27 protein-coding genes and 1 pseudogene are annotated in these 23,740 nt (G+C 32.9%); 18 read left to right on the top strand and 10 right to left on the bottom strand.

Annotated features, from left to right (window positions below):
• The first annotated feature begins 5 nt into the window (after nt 1–5).
• Nucleotides 6–521 (top strand): L,D-transpeptidase, encoded by a 516-nt coding sequence (locus AB1282_RS22280; protein ID WP_056475269.1) that lies wholly within the window; start codon nt 6–8, stop codon nt 519–521.
• A 70-nt stretch (nt 522–591) separates the two neighbouring features.
• Here AB1282_RS22280 and prli42 read toward each other — a convergent pair whose 3' ends face one another.
• Both prli42 and AB1282_RS22270 read right to left on the bottom strand, forming a co-directional pair.
• The gene (prli42, locus tag AB1282_RS22275; protein WP_156339731.1) at nt 592–684 is read right to left on the bottom strand and encodes a stressosome-associated protein Prli42; all 93 of its coding nucleotides are present in this window, start codon (nt 682–684) and stop codon (nt 592–594) included.
• 196 nt (nt 685–880) lie between these two features.
• A complete protein-coding gene (locus AB1282_RS22270; RefSeq protein ID WP_056475273.1) occupies nt 881–2,542 on the bottom strand; it encodes a M4 family metallopeptidase in 1,662 nt (553 codons plus the stop codon).
• A 460-nt stretch (nt 2,543–3,002) separates the two neighbouring features.
• Here AB1282_RS22270 and mce point away from each other — a divergent pair, with 460 nt between their 5' ends.
• From mce to AB1282_RS22255, 3 genes are read left to right on the top strand one after another with little or no spacing between them, the layout of a single operon-like run.
• Nucleotides 3,003–3,422, top strand: a complete 420-nt coding sequence (mce, locus tag AB1282_RS22265; protein ID WP_429900461.1) for a methylmalonyl-CoA epimerase — start codon at nt 3,003–3,005, stop codon at nt 3,420–3,422.
• Entirely contained in the window at nt 3,409–4,950 is a 1,542-nt protein-coding gene (locus tag AB1282_RS22260; protein WP_429900459.1) for an acyl-CoA carboxylase subunit beta, read from the top strand. The genes mce and AB1282_RS22260 overlap by 14 nt, the downstream gene beginning before the upstream one ends.
• A 38-nt stretch (nt 4,951–4,988) precedes the next feature.
• Nucleotides 4,989–6,107, top strand: a complete 1,119-nt coding sequence (locus AB1282_RS22255; RefSeq protein WP_056475280.1) for a M20/M25/M40 family metallo-hydrolase — start codon at nt 4,989–4,991, stop codon at nt 6,105–6,107.
• A gap of 444 nt (nt 6,108–6,551) precedes the next feature.
• On the opposite strand, the gene AB1282_RS22250 is transcribed toward AB1282_RS22255, so the two are convergent.
• Nucleotides 6,552–7,148 (bottom strand): DedA family protein, encoded by a 597-nt coding sequence (locus tag AB1282_RS22250; RefSeq protein WP_056475284.1) that lies wholly within the window; start codon nt 7,146–7,148, stop codon nt 6,552–6,554.
• Nucleotides 7,149–7,325: 177 nt separating this feature from the next.
• On the opposite strand from AB1282_RS22250, the gene AB1282_RS22245 reads away from it, so the two are divergent.
• The 4 genes from AB1282_RS22245 (at nt 7,326) to AB1282_RS22230 (ending at nt 9,740) form a co-directional block, all read left to right on the top strand.
• Entirely contained in the window at nt 7,326–7,499 is a 174-nt protein-coding gene (locus tag AB1282_RS22245; protein ID WP_429900457.1) for a hypothetical protein, read from the top strand.
• Nucleotides 7,459–7,875 carry an alpha/beta hydrolase family protein gene (locus AB1282_RS22240; protein ID WP_429900455.1) on the top strand — a complete coding sequence of 139 codons (417 nt, stop codon included), beginning with the start codon at nt 7,459–7,461 and terminating at the stop codon, nt 7,873–7,875. Before AB1282_RS22245 ends, AB1282_RS22240 begins: the two co-directional genes overlap by 41 nt.
• A 146-nt stretch (nt 7,876–8,021) precedes the next feature.
• The gene (locus AB1282_RS22235; protein WP_429900453.1) at nt 8,022–8,216 is read left to right on the top strand and encodes a DNA-binding protein; all 195 of its coding nucleotides are present in this window, start codon (nt 8,022–8,024) and stop codon (nt 8,214–8,216) included.
• A gap of 183 nt (nt 8,217–8,399) precedes the next feature.
• Complete coding sequence (locus tag AB1282_RS22230; RefSeq protein ID WP_429900451.1) at nt 8,400–9,740, top strand: glycosyltransferase family 2 protein; 1,341 nt, start codon at nt 8,400–8,402, stop codon at nt 9,738–9,740.
• Nucleotides 9,741–9,808: 68 nt separating this feature from the next.
• On the opposite strand, the gene AB1282_RS22225 is transcribed toward AB1282_RS22230, so the two are convergent.
• Entirely contained in the window at nt 9,809–10,093 is a 285-nt protein-coding gene (locus AB1282_RS22225) for a YiaA/YiaB family inner membrane protein (protein WP_056475296.1), read from the bottom strand.
• A 269-nt stretch (nt 10,094–10,362) separates the two neighbouring features.
• Between AB1282_RS22225 and AB1282_RS22220 the strand changes: the two genes are divergently transcribed.
• Nucleotides 10,363–10,527, top strand: a complete 165-nt coding sequence (locus AB1282_RS22220) for a hypothetical protein (protein ID WP_156339732.1) — start codon at nt 10,363–10,365, stop codon at nt 10,525–10,527.
• A gap of 107 nt (nt 10,528–10,634) precedes the next feature.
• Here the strand turns inward: AB1282_RS22220 and AB1282_RS22215 are convergent, their stop codons facing one another.
• The 3 genes from AB1282_RS22215 to AB1282_RS22205 all read right to left on the bottom strand — a co-directional run bounded on the left by AB1282_RS22215 (nt 10,635) and on the right by AB1282_RS22205 (nt 12,060).
• Nucleotides 10,635–11,033, bottom strand: a complete 399-nt coding sequence (locus AB1282_RS22215) for a thiol-disulfide oxidoreductase DCC family protein (protein ID WP_056475298.1) — start codon at nt 11,031–11,033, stop codon at nt 10,635–10,637.
• A 17-nt stretch (nt 11,034–11,050) separates the two neighbouring features.
• Entirely contained in the window at nt 11,051–11,428 is a 378-nt protein-coding gene (locus tag AB1282_RS22210; protein WP_025672250.1) for a hypothetical protein, read from the bottom strand.
• A gap of 113 nt (nt 11,429–11,541) precedes the next feature.
• Nucleotides 11,542–12,060, bottom strand: a complete 519-nt coding sequence (locus AB1282_RS22205; RefSeq protein WP_056475300.1) for a VOC family protein — start codon at nt 12,058–12,060, stop codon at nt 11,542–11,544.
• A 151-nt stretch (nt 12,061–12,211) separates the two neighbouring features.
• On the opposite strand from AB1282_RS22205, the gene AB1282_RS22200 reads away from it, so the two are divergent.
• Nucleotides 12,212–13,450 (top strand): DNA polymerase IV, encoded by a 1,239-nt coding sequence (locus tag AB1282_RS22200; protein ID WP_429900448.1) that lies wholly within the window; start codon nt 12,212–12,214, stop codon nt 13,448–13,450.
• A gap of 105 nt (nt 13,451–13,555) precedes the next feature.
• On the opposite strand, the gene AB1282_RS22195 is transcribed toward AB1282_RS22200, so the two are convergent.
• Complete coding sequence (locus AB1282_RS22195; RefSeq protein ID WP_390313125.1) at nt 13,556–14,236, bottom strand: N-acetylmuramoyl-L-alanine amidase family protein; 681 nt, start codon at nt 14,234–14,236, stop codon at nt 13,556–13,558.
• Nucleotides 14,237–14,711: 475 nt separating this feature from the next.
• On the opposite strand from AB1282_RS22195, the gene ggt reads away from it, so the two are divergent.
• From ggt to AB1282_RS22180, 3 genes are read left to right on the top strand one after another with little or no spacing between them, the layout of a single operon-like run.
• A complete protein-coding gene (ggt, locus tag AB1282_RS22190) occupies nt 14,712–16,328 on the top strand; it encodes a gamma-glutamyltransferase (RefSeq protein WP_429900446.1) in 1,617 nt (538 codons plus the stop codon).
• 21 nt (nt 16,329–16,349) lie between these two features.
• Entirely contained in the window at nt 16,350–16,931 is a 582-nt protein-coding gene (locus tag AB1282_RS22185; protein ID WP_056475307.1) for a chromate transporter, read from the top strand.
• Nucleotides 16,928–17,455 carry a chromate transporter gene (locus AB1282_RS22180; protein ID WP_056475311.1) on the top strand — a complete coding sequence of 176 codons (528 nt, stop codon included), beginning with the start codon at nt 16,928–16,930 and terminating at the stop codon, nt 17,453–17,455. The genes AB1282_RS22185 and AB1282_RS22180 overlap by 4 nt, the downstream gene beginning before the upstream one ends.
• A 15-nt stretch (nt 17,456–17,470) precedes the next feature.
• Here the strand turns inward: AB1282_RS22180 and AB1282_RS22175 are convergent, their stop codons facing one another.
• Nucleotides 17,471–17,896, bottom strand: coding sequence for an SET domain-containing protein (locus AB1282_RS22175; protein ID WP_056475314.1), 426 nt, complete (start codon nt 17,894–17,896; stop codon nt 17,471–17,473).
• A gap of 238 nt (nt 17,897–18,134) precedes the next feature.
• Between AB1282_RS22175 and AB1282_RS22170 the strand changes: the two genes are divergently transcribed.
• The 3 genes from AB1282_RS22170 to AB1282_RS22160 all read left to right on the top strand — a co-directional run bounded on the left by AB1282_RS22170 (nt 18,135) and on the right by AB1282_RS22160 (nt 20,840).
• Entirely contained in the window at nt 18,135–18,635 is a 501-nt protein-coding gene (locus tag AB1282_RS22170) for a hypothetical protein (RefSeq protein ID WP_056475318.1), read from the top strand.
• 170 nt (nt 18,636–18,805) lie between these two features.
• Nucleotides 18,806–19,570 carry a MerR family transcriptional regulator gene (locus tag AB1282_RS22165; protein ID WP_390313127.1) on the top strand — a complete coding sequence of 255 codons (765 nt, stop codon included), beginning with the start codon at nt 18,806–18,808 and terminating at the stop codon, nt 19,568–19,570.
• 892 nt (nt 19,571–20,462) lie between these two features.
• Entirely contained in the window at nt 20,463–20,840 is a 378-nt protein-coding gene (locus AB1282_RS22160; RefSeq protein ID WP_056475322.1) for a hypothetical protein, read from the top strand.
• 177 nt (nt 20,841–21,017) lie between these two features.
• On the opposite strand, the gene AB1282_RS22155 is transcribed toward AB1282_RS22160, so the two are convergent.
• Nucleotides 21,018–21,938 carry an NAD(P)/FAD-dependent oxidoreductase gene (locus AB1282_RS22155; RefSeq protein WP_056475325.1) on the bottom strand — a complete coding sequence of 307 codons (921 nt, stop codon included), beginning with the start codon at nt 21,936–21,938 and terminating at the stop codon, nt 21,018–21,020.
• A gap of 291 nt (nt 21,939–22,229) precedes the next feature.
• Here AB1282_RS22155 and AB1282_RS22150 point away from each other — a divergent pair.
• A pseudogene (locus AB1282_RS22150) lies at nt 22,230–22,370 on the top strand (IS200/IS605 family element RNA-guided endonuclease TnpB); the annotation flags it as partial.
• Between the two features lie 299 nt (nt 22,371–22,669).
• On the top strand, nt 22,670–23,533 hold the full coding sequence (locus tag AB1282_RS22145) for an AraC family transcriptional regulator (protein WP_056475327.1): 864 nt from the start codon (nt 22,670–22,672) through the stop codon (nt 23,531–23,533).
• Nucleotides 23,534–23,740 lie beyond the last annotated feature (207 nt).

The following is a 23,740-nucleotide window of genomic DNA, read 5'->3' as shown; positions in this document are numbered from 1 at the left end:
AGGAGTTGCTTTATTTGCTTAAACTAGTTCTATCACTACTTTTAGTAATTGGTCCAGTATGGCCACTTGGCCAAAACCCGAGGGTAGGCGAACCATTTATTATCATTAACAAAGAAGTTAATAATTTAGCATATATAGAAGATGGTAAAGTCCTAAGGATCTATCGAATTGCTACCGGAAAAACAGCAGATTTAACTCCTGAAGGTATTTTTAATATTACTTATAAAGCCAAAAATCCATATTGGCGCAAAAAGAATATTCCAGGAGGCGATCCTAAAAATCCTCTAGGAACTAGATGGATTGGTTTTGACGCATTAGGTACAGATGGTTCGATTTATGGTATTCATGGAAATAATGACCCTTCAACAATTGGTAAATATATATCAAATGGTTGTGTAAGAATGTACACAAATGATGTGAATGAACTTTTTGATAAAATCCCATATGGAACGAAAGTATTAATCACAACATCAACAAATTCATTTGAACAACTAGCTCGTGAACAAGGTGCGATCAGATAATAAAGAGGATCCACCATCAAAATCTCAAGATCTTGATGATGAATCTTCATTTTACATATTCTTTTTTCTTTTATAACATAGCAGCGATACCTGCAAGTAAAGTAGTAGCAAGCATTGAAATTAACATAATCATAACGACTACTTTTTGTGTTTTTTTTCTCATGTGATTACCACCTTATATTAAAGAATTACTATTTATTAATCATTATAAGAATAATACAAGTGTTGTCCTATTTTAGCATAAGTATGATTATTTTTACAGTATTAGCAATATATCAACGAAAATCACACATTTATTCAAATAAAAAGGTCTCATAAGCATTTATAGCTTACGAGACATCCTTTTTTTACTTGGAATTTTACTTAATTCCAACCGCATCAAATGCTTTGTTTACTGTAGTTACTTCAGCGGAGCTTGTACCGTAAAGGTCAGAAGCTGCTTTAACACATGCTGCACGTGCTTGGCTGAAAGTAGAGGAAGCTGTTAAGTAAACAGTATTTGCACGATAGAAAATTTGAGCTAGTTTATCATTTCCGATTCCTGTAACAGTCACGCCGTATGCAGTTCCACCTTTAGCAATTAAATATGCAGCTTTATTAATAATACCGCTATTTGTATGAACTCCTCCATTGTCAGATGTTCCAGTGTAACGTTTTGAATAGTTGTCTGGATCTCCATATTTAGTTGGATCACTCATCGAACGAAGTGCATCACCTGCAATTTTTGGCGTATAAATATCTTCACCAATCTCGTAATCAGGGTTTTTATTATTATAGAACTCTATTAATGTACCAAAAATATCAGAAATTGCTTCGTTTAATGCACCAGATTCATTCTGATAAGTTAAATTTGAGCTCTTTTCTGTTACTGCATGAGTTAACTCATGTGCTACTACGTCAATACCACCTGATAATGGAATAAATGTTGTACCATCACCATCGCCATAAACCATTTGCGTACCGTTCCAAAACGCATTGTTGTAATTACGGCCATAATGGACACTCGATTTTAGTGCACCGCCTTTAGTATCATAGGAATTACGTCCAAAAACATTTTTATAATAATCAAATGTTAATCCAGCAAAATAATGTGCATCAACTGCAGCGGCATCATAAGTACTATTTAGAAGGTTATCTGGACTTGTCCAAAGTGTACCTGCAAGACGTGTTTTGTTAGCCGCATCATATGTGAAAATACCACCTGAGGCTCTAGTATTATCTTGTAAATAATAAGATGAACCTGATAAGGTCATATTTAGTGTTTTTGAATCACCAAGCACGCCAACTCCTGTTCCAGTTGTATTCGTACTACTCGCTGTACCACCTGGTTTTGCAGCAGGGGCACTACTATCTGCTTCATCTAAATTATTATAGCTATTTAATATTTTTCCTGTTGATGCATCAATGAAATAATTAAAGTTACCAGGTTTAGGAGAAAGGAAGTTTAAGTTTACAAGGTAAGCGTAAGTAGCTTCATCACCATTTGTATAAACTACTAGATCAGCTGTAGGGTCTTTTTCATATGTAGGAGTATAACCAAGATCGGCTTCTGCAATTTTAATTGATTTGTTGGCATTTACTTTCTTTTCAGATTTAAGTCCTTTTTTCGTATCTAGATTAGGAGCTACCGTACCAGAGAAAACTGTTAGAACACCATCGTCTGCAACTAATGCTGTTTGAGTAGAACCCCAAACGGGTACACCATTATATACTTGTTGCAGTCTAAGAGCGGTGCCTAACATATCTTTATTGCTAGACTTGATGATGAATGATTCTTCTGAGGATTTTGAATCGAGTTTGAATTTATCTTTGTTAGCATTGAGATAACCATGTACAATGCCCTCGGGACTTTGAGTTGATGACTTTGTCAGCTGACCTGAAACAAATTCAGGAGATCCTACAGATTCATTATACTTGTAGCTAGATAACACATTTTTTGGTGCAGCATATGTATTTGTTACTGAAAAACTACTTGCTGCTAAACCTAAAGATAACCCAACTGCCAAAACTTTTTTGTTCACTTAAATTCCTCCCTAGTTAACAAATAGTGATAACGTGGTAATAGTATCATGTAATCTAGTAAGTTTACAAACTACAAAAAACTGCATTAATTGCACTTTTTTTTGAAAAAATAAGTCTTTTATATCGTGTCTATTTAACCTCTCGATTGTTAAGTAGACATATTGTTGTAATAAAAGAGAAAAGTGAGAAGAATGCCGTCGAACTTTTTTTGCATACTTTAAATTTTGGTTTTTTGCTTAAATCATGGTATTTTTTTCCTCTTTAAAGGAGCAGAATCTGATCGTTGTTCTAGGTTTCAATATTACATCTGCATTGTTATCGCTACGGTTTTAATCATGTTTGTCCACTTTCTTGAATATTGTTTAAATAATAGCTTATGTACTTTTGAACAGATTACAGTACATAAAAAATCTCATATGTTTCTAAAAAAAGCATTGATTTGAAGGAGAGGGCAAAAAAATGTTCACAAATATAGATCATATGGCAATCTGTGTAAAAAATTTAAACGAGAGTATTAAAAAGTATGAGGGTGATTTAGGTTTATCATATTCATACCGTGAAATAGTGGATGACCAAGGTGTAGAAGTCGCGTTTTTTAAAACAAATAAAATTAATATTGAATTAATCCAACCACTTTCATCTACGAATCCTGTACATAAATATATTGAAAAAAAAGGGGAAGGGTTGCATCATATTGCTTTTCAAGTAGATGACATCGAAAAATCATTAATAGAACTAAAAAAACGACAATTCAATTTAATCCATCACTCACCACGTAATGGGAGTGAAGGTTCAAAAGTTGCCTTTATACACCCTAAACAATTCGGAGTATTAATCGAAATTGTTCAAAAAAGGGGGGAGTTTAATGAGCAAGTATGATGATTTATATAAACTATATGAAAAGAAATCTGAAATAGAGCAAGGCGGAGGATTTGAACGGATTGAGAAACAACATGAACGTGGAAAGTTTACAGCACGAGAAAGAATAGACATGCTATTAGATGAAGGTAGTTTTGTTGAGTTATTTAGTTTCGTCCAGCACCGTTGTTCAGATTTTGGAATGGATGAACAAAATGGTGCATGTGATGGAGTGGTCACAGGTTACGGAAAAATTAACGATCGAACGGTCTTTGTCTTTTCACAAGATTTTACTGTGTTCGGTGGTGCATTAGGTGAAATGCATGCGAAAAAAATAAGTCAATTAATGGACATGGCAGTACAGTGTAAGGCTCCGATTATTGGATTAAATGATTCAGGTGGTGCGAGAATCCAAGAAGGTGTCCTTTCTTTAGATGGTTATGGACATGTGTTTTATCGAAATACGATTTATTCTGGGGTAGTACCACAAATTTCGGTTATTATGGGGCCTTGTGCAGGTGGTGCTGTCTATTCTCCAGCAATTACAGACTTCGTTATAATGGTTAATGGTACTAGCCAAATGTTTATTACTGGTCCTAAGGTAATTGAAAGTGTAACAGGTGAAAAAATCTCAGCAGAGGATTTAGGTGGAGCTAAAGTCCATAATGAGATCAGTGGGAATGCCCATTTCCAAGCTGAATCGGAAGAAGAAGCTCTTAAAATCGTTCGAAATTTAATAGAGTATTTACCGGCTCACTGGGAAGAAAAAGCACCTACTAAAATGAAAACTGAAAAAGATCTTGATGATTTAATGGAGCTTATACCTGATGAAAGTAGTCGACCTTATGATGTTAAAAAAATAGTAGAAATGATTGTAGATGATGATTCCTTTTTTGAGGTTCAAAAATATTTCGCTAAAAACTTAGTTGTGGGATTTGCTAGATTAAATGGTGAAGTAGTAGGACTAGTTTGTAATCAACCTAAATTTATGGCTGGAGGTCTAGATTTACATTCAGCTGATAAAGGGGCAAGATTTATTCGTTTTTGTGATAGTTTTAATATACCAATCATCACGTTTGTTGATGTGACGGGGTTTTTTCCTGGTGTAAAACAGGAGCATGGAGGTATAATAAGGCATGGTGCTAAGCTTTTATATGCGTACTCTGAGGCAACAGTTCCAAAAGTTACAGTCATTACGAGAAAAGCATTTGGTGGAGCTTATGTTGCATTAAATAGTAAATCGATCGGAGCGGATTTAGTATTTGCATGGCCAAACGCTGAAATCGCTGTAATGGGTGCTGCAGGTGCTGTAAATATCTTATACGGAAAAGAAATCTCTCAAAGTAATCGTCCAGATGAGTTAAGATCTGAATGGATGGATCAATATAAAGAGAAATTTTCTAATCCTTACGTTGCTGCAAAATATGGTCTAGTTGATGATGTTATTGATCCAAGAATGACTAGAAAAAAGCTTATTCAATCTTTAGAAGTATTAAAAAACAAAAATGAAAAGCGCCCAGCTAAAAAACATGGTAATATACCTTTGTAGACATTTTTTTACATATACAATTTGGAGGCATGACAGAAATGATTAATGAACAACGTATAGTCGATGAATTTTTAGAATTAGTACAAGTAGACTCTGAAACTAAGTTTGAAGCTGAAATTGCAAAGGTTTTAAAACAAAAATTAGAAGCTCTTGGAATGAATGTTTTTGAAGACGACACGATGGGTGTTACAGGTCACGGTGCTGGAAATATTGTTGCTACAATTCCTGCTACTAAAGAAGGCGTTGACGGTATTTTCTTCTCTTGTCATATGGATACAGTAACTCCAGGTAAAGGAATCAAACCATCAATCAAAGATGGATACATCGTTACTGATGGAACTACAATTCTAGGTGCAGATGATAAAGCTGGGATCGCAGCATTTTTAGAAGCTGCGAAAATCATTAAAGAACAAAATATTGAGCATGGTGAAATCCAATTCATTATCTCAGTTGGTGAAGAATCTGGATTACATGGTGCTAAAGCAATGGATCCAAAATTAATCACTACTAAATTTGGATATGCATTAGATAGCGATGAAGAAGTAGGTAACATTATCGTAGCAGCTCCAACTCAAGCTAAAGTAATTGCTACAATTTATGGTAAAACTGCACATGCAGGTGTTGCACCTGAAAAAGGCGTTTCAGCGATTACGATTGCTTCTAAAGCAATTGCAAGAATGCCACTTGGTCGAATCGACGAAGAAACGACTGCTAATATCGGACGTTTCGAAGGTGGTAGTGCAACAAATATCGTATGCGATCAAGTGAATATTTTAGCTGAAGCTCGTTCATTAATCGGTGAAAAAATGGAAGCTCAAGTAGCTAAAATGAAAGCTGCCTTTGAAGAAGCAGCTACTGAAATGGGTGGACGTGCTGAAGTAGAAGTACAAATTATGTACCCAGGATTTAAATTTGGTGAAGGAGACCACGTTGTTGAAGTTGCAAAACGTGCAGCAGAAAAAATTGGACGTACTCCTGCATTACAACAAAGTGGTGGAGGATCTGATGCGAACGTATTCGCAGGTCACGGTTTCCCAATCGTAAACTTAGCAATCGGTTATGAAGAAATCCACACTACAAATGAAAGAATGCCAATCAAAGAGTTAGTAAAAACTGCTGAAATGGTCATTGCAATTGTAGAAGAAGTTGCAAAATAATTAAGTAAAAAAAGGGCTGTCTTATCTGTCAGATTAACTGACAAATAGGCGCCCTCTTTTTAATTTTAAACATAACTAATATATAGAATCTACTAATGAGAGGGGTATCTCATTAGTGCCATTGATTTTTATATGATTTGAACTTTATTTTTAAAGATAATTAGCAGCTTTTTATCCAATTTTTAATCGAATTAGAGCAAATTTGCTAGTTTTTCATTTGAAAGGATCAACTATTGTACGATTTTTGGCTTTAATACCTTAACGAGTATGAGTAATTATTTATTTGCGATTCTTTGGAATTTAATTGCGATTTTCAGATTTACACCGGGAGTCGAGTAACATTCGCTCCAATCAACTTATCTATCAAAAGAAGACGAGACACTATTATGTCTCGTCTTTTTTGTGTTATTACATATGTATTTCTCAAGACTCTAAAAGCCTTCTCTAATTTGTAGTTAATCGTTTTCTAAATAGGAAAAAGAATAAAATTGCAATCAATAAGGCAGTTGAAAACATGACTAAACTGTACTTTGCAAAAATAGTGGCCACTTTATCCCATTGTTCACCTAAAATTTTTCCTAATGTTATAAAAGTGAATCCCCAAAGAATTGCTCCAATAAATGCAAACGTCGCAAATTTTCTAAAGGAATATTTATTAATAGCTGCAAAATAAGCAGTTAAATGTCTGATTCCAGGTATAAAAAATCCTATAATAAGAATATACGGTCCAAATTTTGAGAATAAGTTTTTTGTGATATCAATTTTTTTCTCTGTAATATGAACTTTTGGTCCATATTTTTTTAATAAAGGTAAACCAAATATGTATCCGAGTAAATAACTTAATGAGATTCCACAAATGATTCCGATAAAAGCACAAGCTAGAGAAGGTAAATATGACATTCTACCTTGAAATACATTATAACCTACGTATGTTAAAAGAATTTCATCTGGTAATGGCAGACCTATTATTCCACCTATTAATGCTAAAATGATGCCAATATAACCATAGTGACTAATTAATCCGTTTAAATGATGAACCATTAATAATACACATCCTCGATTTTTTCCGCTTAAATTAGATTGTGATAATATCATTGTGTACAAACAAATGTATTTTATAGCATTTTCTTTAATATGGCAATTCAAAATTCAAATAATTTTGTTATTATTAGAATAATTTAATACTATTTAGAAAATAAAGAAATTTAGATGGGGAAAATGATTAATTTTTTTGAGATAAATCAAATTAAATATAGTAGGAAAGAAACAATCATGATGTTTCATGGTTGGGGTTCAACGATTGATTCACAAATACAACTTGGTAATCAGCTATCTGAATTAGGATTTAAAGTTGTTATTCCCGAAATTAAATATTTCGAGACAAGCTCGTAATAACCATTTCGATCAAAAGGTTTTACAAACATACTTTTGGAAAACGATATTTGAAACGATTGAAGAAGAAGATGAATTGATCGATCAGCTTAATTTACAAAAAGAAAATACAATTCTGTTAGGTAGTTCAATGGGTGGTTTTATTGCAAGTGGAATGTTTTTTTCCAATACTAATTATGCTGGATTAATTAATATTAATGGATCAAGTTCTTATATTTATTCTGAGAAGGATTTTCGTAAAAAAGATAGAAGAGTACCATTAAATGATAAGGAATTGGAAACGTTTGTAAAATATGATCCTAAATTTAAAAATAGTTCGATAAGAAATCCTATTTTATTCTTACACGGAGAACTGGATTTTAGTTATTCCAATTGATGGGCAACTCGATTTGTTGGCAACAAAACAAAATGATTATATAGATTTTCTTAAATATAAGGATGTAAATCATACGATTACAAATAGTATGAAAAATGATATATTCAGTTGGCTTGATCAGAATTTTAAATTGGAGGAGTTTTAATATGAGTGAAAATTCACTACCAAATGGATTAGCTAAACCTGCTATTAGAGCACTAACTTTAGCGGGTTACTTACATTTGGAGCATTTCACACAATTAAGTGAGGCGGAAGTATTAAAATTACATGGGATGGGACCTAAGGCGATTACGACAATTAAAAATGCATTGGAAGAGAAAGGATTATCTTTTAAAAAATAATATTGGCTAGATCAAGGACTGATAGTATTTCAGTTCTTTTTTTTTGGTCATTATTAAGTAATGAAAGTGTTATAAACAATCTTTAATTAAGTCATTTTTACCAGAAGTTGTTAGGATATTAAATTAAATTATCGTGATATAATGTTTTTTATTGATTTAATTTCATAAAAAGGGGGGAGACTTTTGAAAGCAAACTTGTCTCCTATACAAAAAAAAGGAAACCGATATTATTTAACAGTAAATAAGAAATTCTGGTTTAGCCATTTTATTTCATTTTCTTGGTTACTTTTTTCAATATATTTATCGATTCCTTGGGTAAACGATTTATCTGACATTGTTACTACGCCAGTAGCAATCATCATAATAGGTGGTATTGCATATATACCGGGCTATATGAGCACTTTTTTAGTCATAAGTTTACTACTCGATAAACAACCGAATTTTAAAAATGAATTTCCAACTGATTCGGTAACTGTATTAGTGGCTGCTTATAATGAAGAAGGCGCTATTTTTAATACGTTAAAATATATTGCAAATCAGGATTATACTGGTGAAATAAACGTTATCGTTATTAATAATAATTCAACCGATGGTACAGATCGTGAAGTAATGAGAGCGAAAAAAGAGTTGAATTCAAATATTACTTTATTACATCAATCAAAACCCGGTAAGTTTCATGCACTTAATTTAGGCTTGGAGTATGTAAAAACACCATATGTCATTACACTAGATGCAGATACATTAATTCATCCTTCTGCAGTGAGATACTTAGTTTCAAGAATAAAAAGTAGCCCTTCTGATGTTTGTGCTGTAGCTGGCTCAATGTTAGTTCGTAATAGTCGCGAAACATTTTGGACTAAGATTCAAGAGTGGGATTACTTCTTAGGCATTGCTTCCATAAAAAGACTTCAGGGATTATATCAAGGAACACTTGTTGCACAAGGGGCTTTTAGTTTATATAAAACTGATTGTGTAAAGGAAGTAAAAGGTTGGCCAGATGCGATTGGAGAAGATATCGTATTAACATGGAGACTTTTACAGAAGCAATGGAAGGTATACTTTGAACCATTAGCAGTAGCCTTTACCGATGCACCTACAACATTTGGTCATTTTGCTAAACAAAGATCAAGATGGGCTAGAGGTATGGTTGAAGGACTGATTGAAATAAAACCGTGGCAACAACCACAAGTTTATACAAAGTATTTAACTGGTATTAATCTCGTGATGGTTTACTTAGATTTTATTTACACTGTCTGTTGGATTCCTGGATTGATATTAGCGTTTTTTGGTATCAATATTATTGTTGGTCCAATGACTTTATTAGTTCTCCCATTGACATTTATTAGTTATTCAATTCTTTATTTTTATCAGAAAAACTATGTTTTCCGCAATTTAAATTTAAGAATAAGAAATAATCGTATAGGATTTATATTCTTCTTATTATGCTATCAAATGATTATGTCACCAGTTTCACTTTATGGCTATATTCAAGAATTCTTTAAATTTAAAAGAGTTTGGGAATAAAAACTTTATCATCATAAGGAAGGGGATCACAAAAAGTAACTATACTTTTTGTGATCCCCTTTTTGTTTTTATAAATTAGTTGTTTCTTTCTTTGTAGAACTATCTAACTTCATCTTTAATTGAACTTCTTGCTCAGCGATAATATCATCATCTTCGGCATTATCACGAACAACCTTTTGGGTTAAAATTGAGCCTACTGCTACTAACAGCATAACTGCAATATAATAACCTTTTTCGTTTAATTCCATATCTGCATTGTAAAGTCCGATACAAAACAAAAATACTCCTGCAACTAATGTAAAGTATGCCAAAACAGTAAATGCTGGTGTGTTTCTACGTCTGTGCTTCTGCAAATTAATCACGCTCCGGGTAAGATTTAACAAAATTGTCTGACGTTAAAAAATGCTATTAAGAATGTATAAATGATTTCAAAAAAATTCTTAACGTCTCATATTATTATATAAAATTTGTTGTTGAATAGTAATAAAATTCTAATAAATTAGTAAATTGGTAAATATTACTGGAATTTTTTGGGGGAAATCTAAATAGAAATAGAGAAATACAAAAAGATATCTAATCACAAATATATAGGAAATATTTATTTGGAGAGGATGGTCAGATTTTGAGTAATAGAGGTGCTGGTATTGGAGGAATCGTTTTTGTAGGCTGTATGTTTCTAGGCGGTGGAATTGGAAGTTTGTTACATGAACCACATTCAGGATGGCTAATCGGAATGGGTGTTGGATTTATTGGGCTCGCTTTAACAAGAGTTCTAATAAAAAGCTAATTCTGGACCTTGCTGTCATTCAAACAATTAAAAAAGGAAACTAAAAAGAACCACAAGGGGGATCTGTTTACCTTTGTGGTTCTTTCAATTGAAAAGAATTTTGTTCATTATAAATAAAATCGATCCCTAATTTCTTTTGATGGGATCATACACGATTCATTTTTTCCAAAGAATTTAAAACGATTTCTTGCGATCAGTCTATATAAATAGTCACGTATTGTTTTTGGGATTATCATAAAGGCATAGCAAAATTTTGGCCAACCTTCTAAATTTTTTGCAATAGAAAGTGCAGCTGAAGACTCAATTTTTATTTTTCCATTTTGTAAAAGAATAATTGAATCAATTGAACAAAGTTCGGGGTGATCCTTCTTAAGCTTTTCACCAAAGGTTGATTGTAGAGCGGCAAAATGAAAATAACCTTTTTGGTCGTGTTTAATAATAAATTGAACAGCTCCATTGCATAAAATACATTCACCATCAAATAAAATTATTGGCCTCTCGCTCATAATATATCCCCTAAAGATTATTCTTGGTTTACCATATGGTAAGCAACATTTCTTAAATGTTGTAATAATGGCTCTTTAATTTCTTCATCTAAATCGACATCATCCATAGCTTTTCCCATGCAATCCAACCAGTCATGAGCTAATTCAATTGTAATTGGAAATGGCAAATGACGCGCGCGCATTCTTGGGTGACCACGTTCCATACTATAATATTGTGGTCCCCCTAAAAACTGTGTTAAAAATAGCTTTTGTTTACGTGCTGTTTCTTCCCAGTCACCAGGAAATATTGGTGAAAGCCTCTCATGTTTTGAAACATAAGAATAAAAAGTATCCACAAGCTCCTCTAATTTTTCTTTCCCTATATAATCATACATTGATTGATTTTCGTTACTCAAAAGAAAATACCTCCATTAATTTCAAAAAATACAATATAGATAGGTTTATTTTATCTCTTTTTGTTCTTTATGAGAAGTAAATTGGAACCTTAAGGGTAATGAAAATCCCTCTTCTAATTCGAAGAGGGGTTTCCTTCATAAGCTTCAATTAAGTTATTTATACTGATTTTATTTTTAGTTTTGAGAATTGCTTTCATTACTTGTTCAGATTTTTCTGGATTGGAGTCATTTAATAATTCAGGTAAAATGGTCGGAACAATTTGCCATGAGACGCCAAATTTGTCTTTTAACCAACCACATGCTTGTGCATTTTTATCTCCATCCTTTGATAGCTTTTCCCAATAATAATCTAATTCTTCTTGTGAGTCACAATGGACGATGAATGAAATTGCTTCTGTAAATTTAAAGTGAGGACCACCGTTCAATGCAACAAAATCTAGCCCTTCCAAACTAAATTGGATGGTCATAACAGCTCCTTCCTCCATACTGTTTGGGTCATGTCTTTCTTTTCCATAACGAGTGATTCTTTCAATTTTTGAATTTTTAAATATAGAAGTGTAATAATTTACAGCATCTTCGGCTTGTGTATCAAACCATAAATTCGTAGATATTTTTTGAATTTTACTTTGCATAGCTTTTCTCCTTTATTACAAAAACGTTTATAATAATTAGATATTAGTTAGATTTGATTCAAACTTTATAAGTTTTAACTATATTCAACATTAATACACGTAAATAGGAAATATAAAAAAATGATATTATACTAGCATAGGAGGTGTAGCAATGAATCAATGGGCACCAAAGAGTGGAAGAGTCATTTTACATGTTGATATGAATTCATTTTTTGCTTCAGTTGAAATAGCGAATGATCCATCATTAAAAGGTAAACCAGTAGTTGTGGCCGGCAATGAAAAAGAGCGAAGAGGAATTATTGTAACTGCAAGCTATGAAGCGCGAGCTTATGGAATTCGGGCAACAATGCCATTATGGGAAGCGCGGAAAAAATGTCCTGAGATGATTGTTAAAACTCCAAATTTTGAAGCTTACCGAAAAGTCTCAAGGCAAATATTTGAAAAATTAGGTGCAATAAGTCCTAAAATTGAAGTGGCTTCAATTGATGAAGGCTATATTGATCTAACTGAATGTGATGAAAAACTAGGTCATCCAATTAAAATAGCTGAATTAATCCAGTCAATGTTGTTAGAAGATCTGGATATGCCATGCAGTATCGGAATTGGTCCAAATAAATTTCTTGCGAAAACAGCTTCAGATATGAAAAAACCACTTGGAATTACTGTTCTTCGTAAAAGAGATGTTCCTACTATTTTATGGCCAAGAAAAGTAGGAGAGATGCATGGAGTTGGTAAGAAAACTGAAGAAAAGTTAAATGAAATTGGCATTATTACAATAGAAGATTTAGCAAAAAGTAATGAAAAACAAGTTCAAGAATTATTAGGTGTAAACGGTATATCTTTAAGAAATAAGGCAAATGGAATAGATGAGAGAGAAGTCGATCCTAGTCGTATGCTTTCACATAAGACAATTGGCCAATCAACGACATTTTCATTTGATGTTTTTGAGGAACCTATGATTGCAGAAAAATTTGAAGCTCTATCTAAACGAGTAGCTGAACGTTTAATTAAGAAAGGTTTAGTTGCAGACACTGTGACAATTACACTACGATTTAGTGATCGAAAAACAATAAATCGAAGCAAAAAACTTTCTACACCTGTACAACAATCTAATGAAATCTTTAAAGAAGCATTTGATTTATGGAAAAGAAATTGGAACGGAGAACCATTACGTTTAATTGGAGTAACTGCATCACAACTGAATCCAAAAGATGAAATATCAAAGCAATTGGACCTATTTTCTTTTGAAAAGGACGCCAAACAAGAACCATTATTTGAAACATTACATAAATTGCAAGATAAATATGGAGAACAAGTTATTAGTTTAGGTAGACAAAAAAAGAAAATTGACTCAACCAATATATTAGATATATTGAAATCTACAGAGTAAACAGCTGCCGAGCTTTCAATCGAAGGTCTTTTTAAGTTGCCTTCGTTTTGAACGGAAAAAAGACGGTCTTTAAATAGACAGTCTTTAATTCGTTAATATAACCGTTTAAACTTTCTCAATAATAATTTTAGTTGCTGTTGGAAGATACTGTTCTACTGCATTCAGTACATTTTGATCATCTTGATATGCTCCGACTTGTACTCCATCTACGATTACTCTATGCATTTCAGAATTAGTCTTAGGCGTTAAGTTAAATGCTTTTACTAATCCATTTACATGCCCTTGAGCTACTTTTTGACGCCAATTTGGGTCTTTCAGTTTTGCAGCATCACTTGCATTATCAATGAATCCATTTTCAGTCAAAATCGCTGGCATATTTGATTCACGTAATACATGAAAATTAGCTTTCTTTTTACCACGATCAGTTAGACCATTTACCTTTACGATTTCTGGATGTAAAATGTTTTGATATTGAGCTGAAGTAGACGTATCTGACAAACCATCGTATATATAATCCTCATAGCCAGATGCTGATGTATTAAATGAATTAATATGAACAGATAAAAAGTAGCTGGCACCCCATGAGTTTGCATCGTTAGTACGTTCAGATAAAGAACGATCAGTGTCGGTAGATCTGCTCATTCTAACATCAACGTCATTATAGTTATTCAATAAATCTCTTATTCTTAATGCGATATCCAAAGTTAGGTCTTTTTCCTTTAATCCATTTCCTACTGCACCTGAATCAGATCCACCATGCCCTGGATCTAAATAAAGTTTGAACATTAAATTAATCCCGTTGCCACAATCTATAAAAATATATAAATAGATGTTTGCTTCCTGTGTTCTACGTGTCCGATTTTGCAGAAGCTACTCTCGTTTGGTCTAACACTCCAAGTGCGTAAATTCGGATACAACGAATCCTACATAGTTGATTTACTGTTTCTTAGCAAACAATTAGGCAACGTTTCCTCCTTTCTTTTATAAAGTTTTAGAGGTTTTACAGAAATTTATTGCGTTTTATCTGCTACTGACCCTCCTAATGATAAAGTATTCAAAGTAACTTTTACTTGAAATGGACAAGCATCTAATGTATATAACCAAATTTAAGCCTTTTAGGTTAATTAGCCATTCATTCTAATAGATTCTTTTATTTAGATTGATAGTTAAGTAGGGGATTACTAAAATATTGTCGAATTTAAAGATTAAGTTATTTTGTTATCCAATAGAACTATTGCAAAAAAGCCAAGGAGGAAAGAGTATGTATACAAAAATGAAAACGAGTGAACATGTTTATTCATCACATCGTAATGTGGTTTATGCTAGAAATGGTATGGTCGCTACTTCCCAACCATTGGCTGCACAAGCGGGCCTAGATATTTTAAAAAAAGGTGGTAATGCAGTAGATGCAGCAATCGCTACAGCTGCATGTCTAACAGTAGTAGAGCCAACTTCAAACGGTATTGGTGGAGATGCTTTTGCATTAGTTTGGATGAACGAAAAGTTATACGGTTTAGATTCAAGTGGACCAGCACCTAAAAATATATCGATCGAAAAAGTAAAAAATTTAGGGTATGAAAAAATGCCTAAATATGGCTGGATACCAATAACCGTCCCTGGGGCTCCTGCTGGTTGGGTAGAATTATCGAATCGATTTGGCAGGCTTTCGTTAAAGGAAGTGCTACAACCTGCAATTGAATATGCTCGTGAAGGTTTTCCGATTTCACCTACTTTAGGTAAGTTTTGGAAAAAGGCTTATGAAATATACAAAAAGGAGTTAAACTCTGAGGAGTTTGCTGCTTGGTTTGATACGTTTGCTCCAAAAGGAAGAGCTCCTGAAGTAGGAGAAATCTGGTCGTCACTGGATCATGCAATAACTTTAGAAAAAATAGCAGAAACAAATGGAAAAGATTTTTATAAAGGTGAAATTGCAGATAAAATTATTGCTTCATCAAATCAATATGGTGGTTTTTTAACTAAAGAAGATTTAGAGTCCTTTAAACCGGAATGGGTAGATCCAATTAGTATAAATTACAGAGGCTATGATGTGTGGGAAATTCCACCTAATGGTCAAGGAATTGTCGCTCTGATGGCGTTAAATATATTGAAAAATGATCTGTATGATGACAAAGAGAACGTAATGACATATCATAAACAATTTGAAGCAATGAAGTTAGCTTTTACTTGCGGAAAGGAATATGTAACAGATCGAAAGTTTATGAAGACTTCAGTTGAAAGTCTATTAAGTGATGAATATGGAAAAGAACGCTTTTTAGAAATCACGGAAACTGCTCAAACACCATTACCAGGAAGACCGCCTAGTGGAGGCACTGTTTATTTAGCAACAGCTGATGGAGATGGAAACATGGTTTCCTTTATTCAAAGTAATTATATGGGTTTTGGGTCAGGTATTGTAATTCCTGGAACTGGGATTGGATTGCAAAATAGGGGTTATGATTTTAGCTTAAATGAAAATCATGCCAATGCTTTAATTGGTGGAAAAAAATCATATCATACGATTATTCCGGCATTTTTAACAAAAAATAATAAAGCAGTTGGACCATTCGGTGTAATGGGTGGTTATATGCAGCCTCAAGGTCATGTTCAAGTAATCATGAATAGTATTGATTTTCATTTAAATCCACAAGAAACCTTAGATGCTCCAAGATGGCAATGGATTGAAGGGAAAATTGTTGAAGTCGAACCTAATTTTCCTCAAGAGATTATAAAAGAATTACAGGCTAAAGGTCATGAAATTAAGGTTGCAAAGGATACTGGAAGTTTCGGACGAGGCCAAATTATTTGGAGAAATGAAGATACGGGCGTTTTAATGGGTGGTACAGAATCAAGAACGGACGGTTGTATAGCAAGTTGGTAAATAAGAAAAGGAATTGATTTAATGAAACAATTGGATATATTCATCGCGTTTTTTCGAAGTAGTATTTTAGGATATGGTGGAGGACCATCTACGATTCCTCTCGTTTATAAAGAAGTTGTCGATACATATAAATGGATGAAGGACGAAGAGTTTTCTGAAATATTAGCAATAGGGAATATGCTCCCAGGTCCAATCAATACAAAATTAGCAGGTTATATCGGTTATCGTATTGGTGGTATAATCGGAATGCTTAATGCAATCGTTGCAACCATCTTACCGACGATTATTTTAATGATTATACTTTTAACATCATTAACGTCTTTTAAAGATATAAAATGGGTTAATGGGATGAAAGAATCAATTGTACCTGTCGTAGGAGTAATGTTAGGTGTATTAACATGGCAATTTTATCAAAGTTCAAAAAAAGGATTGAAAACACCAACAATATTAATTCATTTAGTTGTTGGATTGTTTCTAATTCAATTTTTACACATACATCCAGCGATCATAATTGGTGGTTTACTAGTATTTGCAATCTGCCAGCCAGTAAAGGCAACTTCCTCAAATGAACAAAAGACGAGGAAGGGGAGTACAAACGAATGATTTATTGGAAATTATTTCTTTCATTTCTTTTCACGAATCTTTTAGGATATGGCGGTGGGCCTGCTACGATCCCATTAATTCAAAATGATGTTGTTACACGAAATCATTGGTTAACTCAACAAGAATTTCATGAAGCGTTTGCCATGGGGAATGCCTTACCAGGGCCAATCGCAACTAAAATGGCTGGATATATTGGATACAAAATTGGAGGAATCTTTGGATCCTTTATAGCAGTCTTTGCAACGGTAATCCCTTCTTTATTACTAATGATTTTTTTAATTGGATTACTTCATAAAAATCGTGACTCAATTCGAGTGAAGAGGATGACAGCGTATGTAAAACCGACAATTGTAGTACTATTAGGCGTACTTACATATCAATCATTTTCTGATTCGTTTCATGATATTGGAGCATTCCAAGTAATTTTTATTGCAGTTTGTACATTTTTCTTAATGGAAAAATTTAAAATTCATCCGGCTTTTGTAGTACTTGGTGCATTAATTTATGGTGCCATTAATCTTTAAAAAAAAAGAAACCAATTAATTGGTTTCTTTTTCTTTCTCTTTTTCTTTGCTCATAACTTCTTCATAATCTTTATTAAACCAAAGCGGATCCATATTATCTACTTCGCCATTATAATTAATCAAAATTTCTTCGCCAGCTTTAATGTCTTTGTAAGCGAAAAAATCAAATGTGTGATTATCAAAGTTAATATCGTAAGTCGCATTTGCATCATAAGAATGGTTGAATAGCATTCCGTATCCTAGAAGAATAGCTGAATGATTAATACCATATTCAAATGCATAGTCAGCTAATAAAGTTTTCTCGATATGCTCATGTTCCTCGTTCGGGTAAGAAATAACAGGCGCCTCATGTATTAGCTCACCTTTTGCAATATCACGTGTTGCAAAGACACCTCGGTTAAATTCACCGTCACTCAACGTAGAAGTTTTAATTTCAATCATAATTACACCTATAATTCTCTCTTAAGTCTTATAGATAGTTTGCCATTATTTTAGATATAAATCAATTTTTTTATCTAATTAGCGTTATTCAGATAAAAGTAGGCCTCTTTTTCAATCTAAAGAAGTGGTAACTACTATTTGAAGAAAAACTAATAAAATTAAAAAAATCTAAGTATATATTTTGCCAAATCATCAAATTATAAAATTGTTATATATACATATCGGGAGGCAGATTATAATGAAATTTTTTTATAAGATTGTGATTTTACTGATTGTAATGTCTTCTATTCTTCCAGGTAATAAGCAGGTAAATGCTACTACCAAAAAGGATTTTTTACAAATTGAAGGATTTAAGCCAAATCACATTGTTAAACAAATTCCTAAACTAACTGATATTTTTCAAGTTTCAACGAATCAGATCCTAGTAACGTTTGATTCACAAGTTGATATTGATTTAGGAACAAACGCTTCAGTATATTGGATTCAAAGTTTATCTGATAAAATCCCTACCGGCATTGCATCACTAGGAAGCAAGAGCCAATTTAATGCAAGGAATGCATTATCAAATAACCAAGTTACAATTACGAAGGTACAAGGAGATAACAATTCGTTCTTGTTAACTTTTAAACAAGAAATACCTTCAAATAAGCGATTTAAACTAGCAGTTCGTCATTTACACGCTCCTGGTGGAAAACCATTTGATGGTATAAATGGTATGAAAGTATTTACAGGTAAATAATTTATATTGTAGATTGTCTACACTGTAATCCCCTATAGAAGAGGGGATTTTTTTGTGCCCCTGGAATGAATAGCTTTCTTTTTTAAAAAAATTCAAAAAAAATATAAAATATAGAATTGACTTTAACGTTGCGTAAAGGTGTATTGTAAAGAAGTCAGGAGGTAATCGCCATGGAATATACAGTACAAAAGCTTGGACTTCTAGCAGGAATCAGCACTAGGACTTTAAGATACTATGATGAAATTGGAATTCTTAAGCCGGCAAGAATTAACTCATCAGGATATCGGATTTATGGTCAAGCGGAAGTAGATCGCTTACAACAAATCTTATTTTATAGAGAACTAGGCATGAATTTAGAAAACATAAAAGAAATTATTACATCACCTGATTTTAATAGTGCCAAGGCATTAAACGAGCATCATGAGCAGCTTCTTGATAAAAGAAAGCAATTAGATTTATTAATTTCAAATGTTGAAAAGTCAATTGCTCTAGCAGAGGGGAGAATGACAATGTCGAATAAAGAAAAATTTGAAGGCTTTAAGAAAGATATGATCGAAGAAAATGAAAAGAAATATGGAAAAGAAGCACGTGAAAAATATGGGGATGAAGCTGTTAATAAAGCAAATCAAAAAGTAATGAATATGACAGAAGAAGATCATAAAGAAGTAACGCGACTTGCTGACGAATTAGAAAAAACATTAGCTGAAGCATTTAAAACGGGTGATCCATCAAGTGAAATTGCACAAAAAGCAGCTGATTTGCATAAACAATGGTTAACATTTTATTGGAATAAATATAGTAAGGAAGCGCACGCGGGTTTAGCACAAATGTATGTTGACGATGAGCGCTTTAGAGCACATTACGATAAAGAACAGCCTGGAACTGCTGAATTTTTAAGAGATGCAATTCATATTTACACGCAATATAAAAAATAAGGCAGAGAAGGTGTACTAGACTGTTCTTAGTACACTTTCTTTGTGAACTTATGAAATGTTCATCAGTAATTGAAACAGCAAAAAGAAGAAAAAAGGTAACTCATGAAGGGTTCATGAGGAAGTAAAACAATAAAAAATAAGAAAATACCATACTCATAAAAGGTTTATGATATGTAAAACTAAAATGAAGATGTTGTCATACTCCTAAGACTCCTATGAGATATGCAGAAGGGCTAAGATCCTATGACGGATATTAAATTAACATTTATTAATGATGTAATTATCATTTTTGGGTTAATCTATTAATTGTTTTAAATGTTAATATGTTTGAGCAATTTTATGATTCCAATAATTAATTAATTAATTAATGTTCGATATTAATTGACATACAAACTGATTAATAAACAATTGTTAGTATACTCTAAGTAAAGGCTATTTGATTAGGATTTATGGCAGACTTTTTTTGATTAATAAGTTGATTGGAACGAAAGGGGTGCTCGACTCCTATGGGATAAGCGGGAAGCCTGAGACCCCGCAGGCTAGCCGAGGAGGTTAAAGAATCTCGCCCCATGGAAAGCGAGCATCCTGTAGTGGAAATCAACATCACTCTACTCCTTTTACGAAAATTTGATGGTTTAATTGACAAGGTTGTTTTTCAACAGCGTGAAAAAGTGTACTCAGATTCGATCTAAGTGCACTTTTTTTATATTTTTTTGGAAAAAAATAGTAAGTATATTCAACGAAATTTGGTATAATTATTTTTATGATTAATTAATTTGAAGCAAATTTTGTAGAGAAGTATTATAAATTTTTAAATAATGGAATGTTTATGTACAATATAGGTAAGAATTTGATTTAAATAATTCAATTTTTAAACTAAGGATGTACTAAAATGGATGAACAATTTATACCGAGGAAAGAGCGACATAAGAAGCGCTTTATTAGAAAGCGTCAAAATATAGAGCGTGAAAAAATAAAATTTAGTACTTACATATTAAGTGTATTTTATTATTTTTTATTATTTTTAATTTTTAATCTCGTACAATTTTATATATTTCAGCATTTTAATCACACAATTAAATCAGTTGGGCATTTTGATTTAGCTAGAGCAATCATATCAGGATTGATTTATTTACTATGTATTATTTGTATAGAGGATACTTATAGAAGATATCGAATCCCTTCGACTTTTATCCGAATATTATTACCAATTTTAGTGTTTATTTTAGCAATCATCACAATGTATACACTAATCAAAGTATTTTACTAAAACATTGTTAAGCGAAAACACCAAAAAGTATTACTTCATTAAATGATGTAATACTTTTTTTATTGAACTTAAATAGTAATTTTGTTAGAGAATGGTAAGTATGGGTAGGGAAGTTTTAACGTGTGCTGTGTAAAGGCTAAAAGATGGGGGATCAAATCGATTGTCTTTGAAAGTTATTTATGAATCTTTTTCATTCAATTCTAATAATCTCTTTTGAATCCAAACAGCCGCTTGAGTACCATCGCCCATTGCTATTGTGACTTGTTGGGAATGGGCTACTAAATCGCCAGCTGCCCATACATTTGGAACATTCGTCTCCTTTGTCCGCGGGTCTACAATAACATGCTTATTATTTAAAAGATTTACTCCTAGTTGAATAGCCAGATTATTTTGTACTTCATTTCCACCAAAACCAATAAAAGCTCGGTCGCCATAAATTATTTTACCACTTTGTAAACAAATTCCTTTAAAAGTGGAATCGTCTTCTTTTAGAACTTCCTTAATTTTTTCTTTTCGATAGTGAATTCCAATTTTCTGTAGTTGGTCATTTAATTTGGAATCAAGGTCATGTCCGTCGTGATTAATATAAGTTATTTGTTTTGACCAATAAGCTAATGTTATTGCAAGATTTGCACCAACATTTCCAGATCCAAGTATTAAAACACTTTTATTTACTATTTCGTATCCGTCACAGTCTGGACAAACAAAAATTGTCGATCCAAGACAGTCGACTAGGTTTTTAATTTGAGGAATTCGATCGATTAGCCCAGTTGCTAATAAGACTGTTTTGGCAGAATAAGATTTTCCTGCGTCCGTCTCCAATAAGAATTGATTGTTTACGTTTTGTATACTTATTACTTTATCTTGGGTGAATGATACACCATAATCTTCAGCGTGATTTCTTCCAAGTTGTCTTAGCTTTTGTCCACTTATACTATTTGGCCAACCTAAAATATTACGATATGTTTTACATAATGTAGAACGCCCATAATTTGAGTCAATTACGAGTACCTTCCTTTTGTATCGACCAAGCTGAATTGATGCCTGTAAACCTGCGAAACCTCCCCCTACTATGATACATTCATATAACTCTTTCATAGTCTTGTCTCCTAAATCAATTAATACAAAATCATATATGTTCAATTTTTCCAATTAAGCAATTTCTAAACACAATTAATCTAATTGTTGAAAATTAAAAGATTTTTGATTGATATATTCTGAATATTTAGGTACGATTTTTCTATTAACTTAATTTGATTTGTTGTTTTTAGTAGAGGGAGTAAAAATGAGTGCAGATAAGATTGCCCTATCTAATTCTAGAACGAAGGGGATTATGCTCGTATTAACTGCGGTAATATTATGGGGGATATCAGGAACTGTAGCACAGTCAATTACTTTTTAGAACAATGGAACGACACATACAAAGAAACTGGCAAAGGATTAATGTACAATTCTTGTTCTGCTAAATTAACAAAGTTGAAAAAAGAATTAGTATGGCTCAAAGAAGTTGACAGTATTGCTCTTCAATCCTGACTGAAAAACCTCGCAGATTCGTATTCACGATTCTTCAAAGTATATTCATGCTTCTGAATCTAGTTTACTTGCATTGTGTGGAACCATTATCCGCAGCTGTACTATCAGTAATTTGGTTAAGAGTAAATTTTGAAATGCTAGACTGGATTGGTAGCCTATGTATTATTAGTACAATTGTCATTTTATCGATGGCTGATCGAAAAGGGGCTAAATGATTTTTATCTGTCACAAAAGAGCATAAAAAGACAGGACTGAATAATTTTAACTTCTTAAGATGTAATTAAGGGAGGAGTCATATGGCTTGGATTGAATCATTACAAAAGGCAATTGATTATATTGAGGACAATTTATTAAACGAGTTAACAATTGAAGAAATATCTAAACAAGCTAATTCATCTGTTTTTCATTTTCAGCGAACATTTTCAATTTTAACTGATATTAATATAGCTGAATATATAAGACGAAGAAGATTGACATTAGCGGCCAATGAATTAACAACGACTGATCTTAAAATAATTGACATTGCCTTGAAATATAGGTATGACTCTCCTGAGGCTTTTGCAAAAGCGTTCCGAAGACAGCATGGTGTAACCCCAAGTGAAGCAAGAAAGTTTATCGGTAATTTAAAATCATATAACCGCCTCGTTATTCAGGTGAGTTTGAAGGGAGCAGAACCAATGCAATTTAATATTGTTGAAAAAAGTGCTTTTCAAGTAGTTGGAGTGAAAAAAGAGTTTTCTTATTTAAACGATCAACAACAGCAACTGATTCCAAAAATGTGGGAAGAGGTTAATGAAAATGGTACGAGTGATCGGTTGTACGAAATTAACAATGGTGACATTAAAGGTGTTTTAGGTGTTTGTATGATGAGCGAGGAGCAAAAATCAAAAAATCTACTAGAATATTGGGTTGCAACCGAATACGAAGGAGATGCACCAGAAGCTTTTTATCATCATGAAATTCCTGCATCAAAATGGGCTGTATTTGGTGTTCACGGAGCAATGCCGCACGCAATGCAATCAGCATGGAAGAAGATTTTTTCGGAATGGTTTCCTTCAAGCGGCTATTCACATGCAGGAATCCCGGAATTTGAACTTTATCCAGAAGGAAATCCATTTAGTGAAGATTATTATACTGAAATTTGGATTCCGGTAAAATAAAAACGATCTTTTAAAGCGTTTTAAAAGGTGCTTCTCAATTAAGAGAGCACCTTTAAGTTTGTTGCCAAATCCTAAAAACTTGATGATCAGACTGATTGCAAGCGCTTGTCTTTCGAGGCGCGGAGTTACCTTAGAACGGTAATGAACACCGCAGTCAGGCGAAGCAAGGAAGAAAGCGAGCGTTTGTCAATAGTCTGAAAGGTGCTT

The organism is Gottfriedia sp. S16(2024) (assembly GCF_050473765.1).
Classification (GTDB): domain Bacteria; phylum Bacillota; class Bacilli; order Bacillales; family Bacillaceae_G; genus Gottfriedia.
The sequence above is the reverse complement of the archived record's forward strand: the minus strand, read 5'-3'. Positions and strand labels throughout refer to the sequence as shown.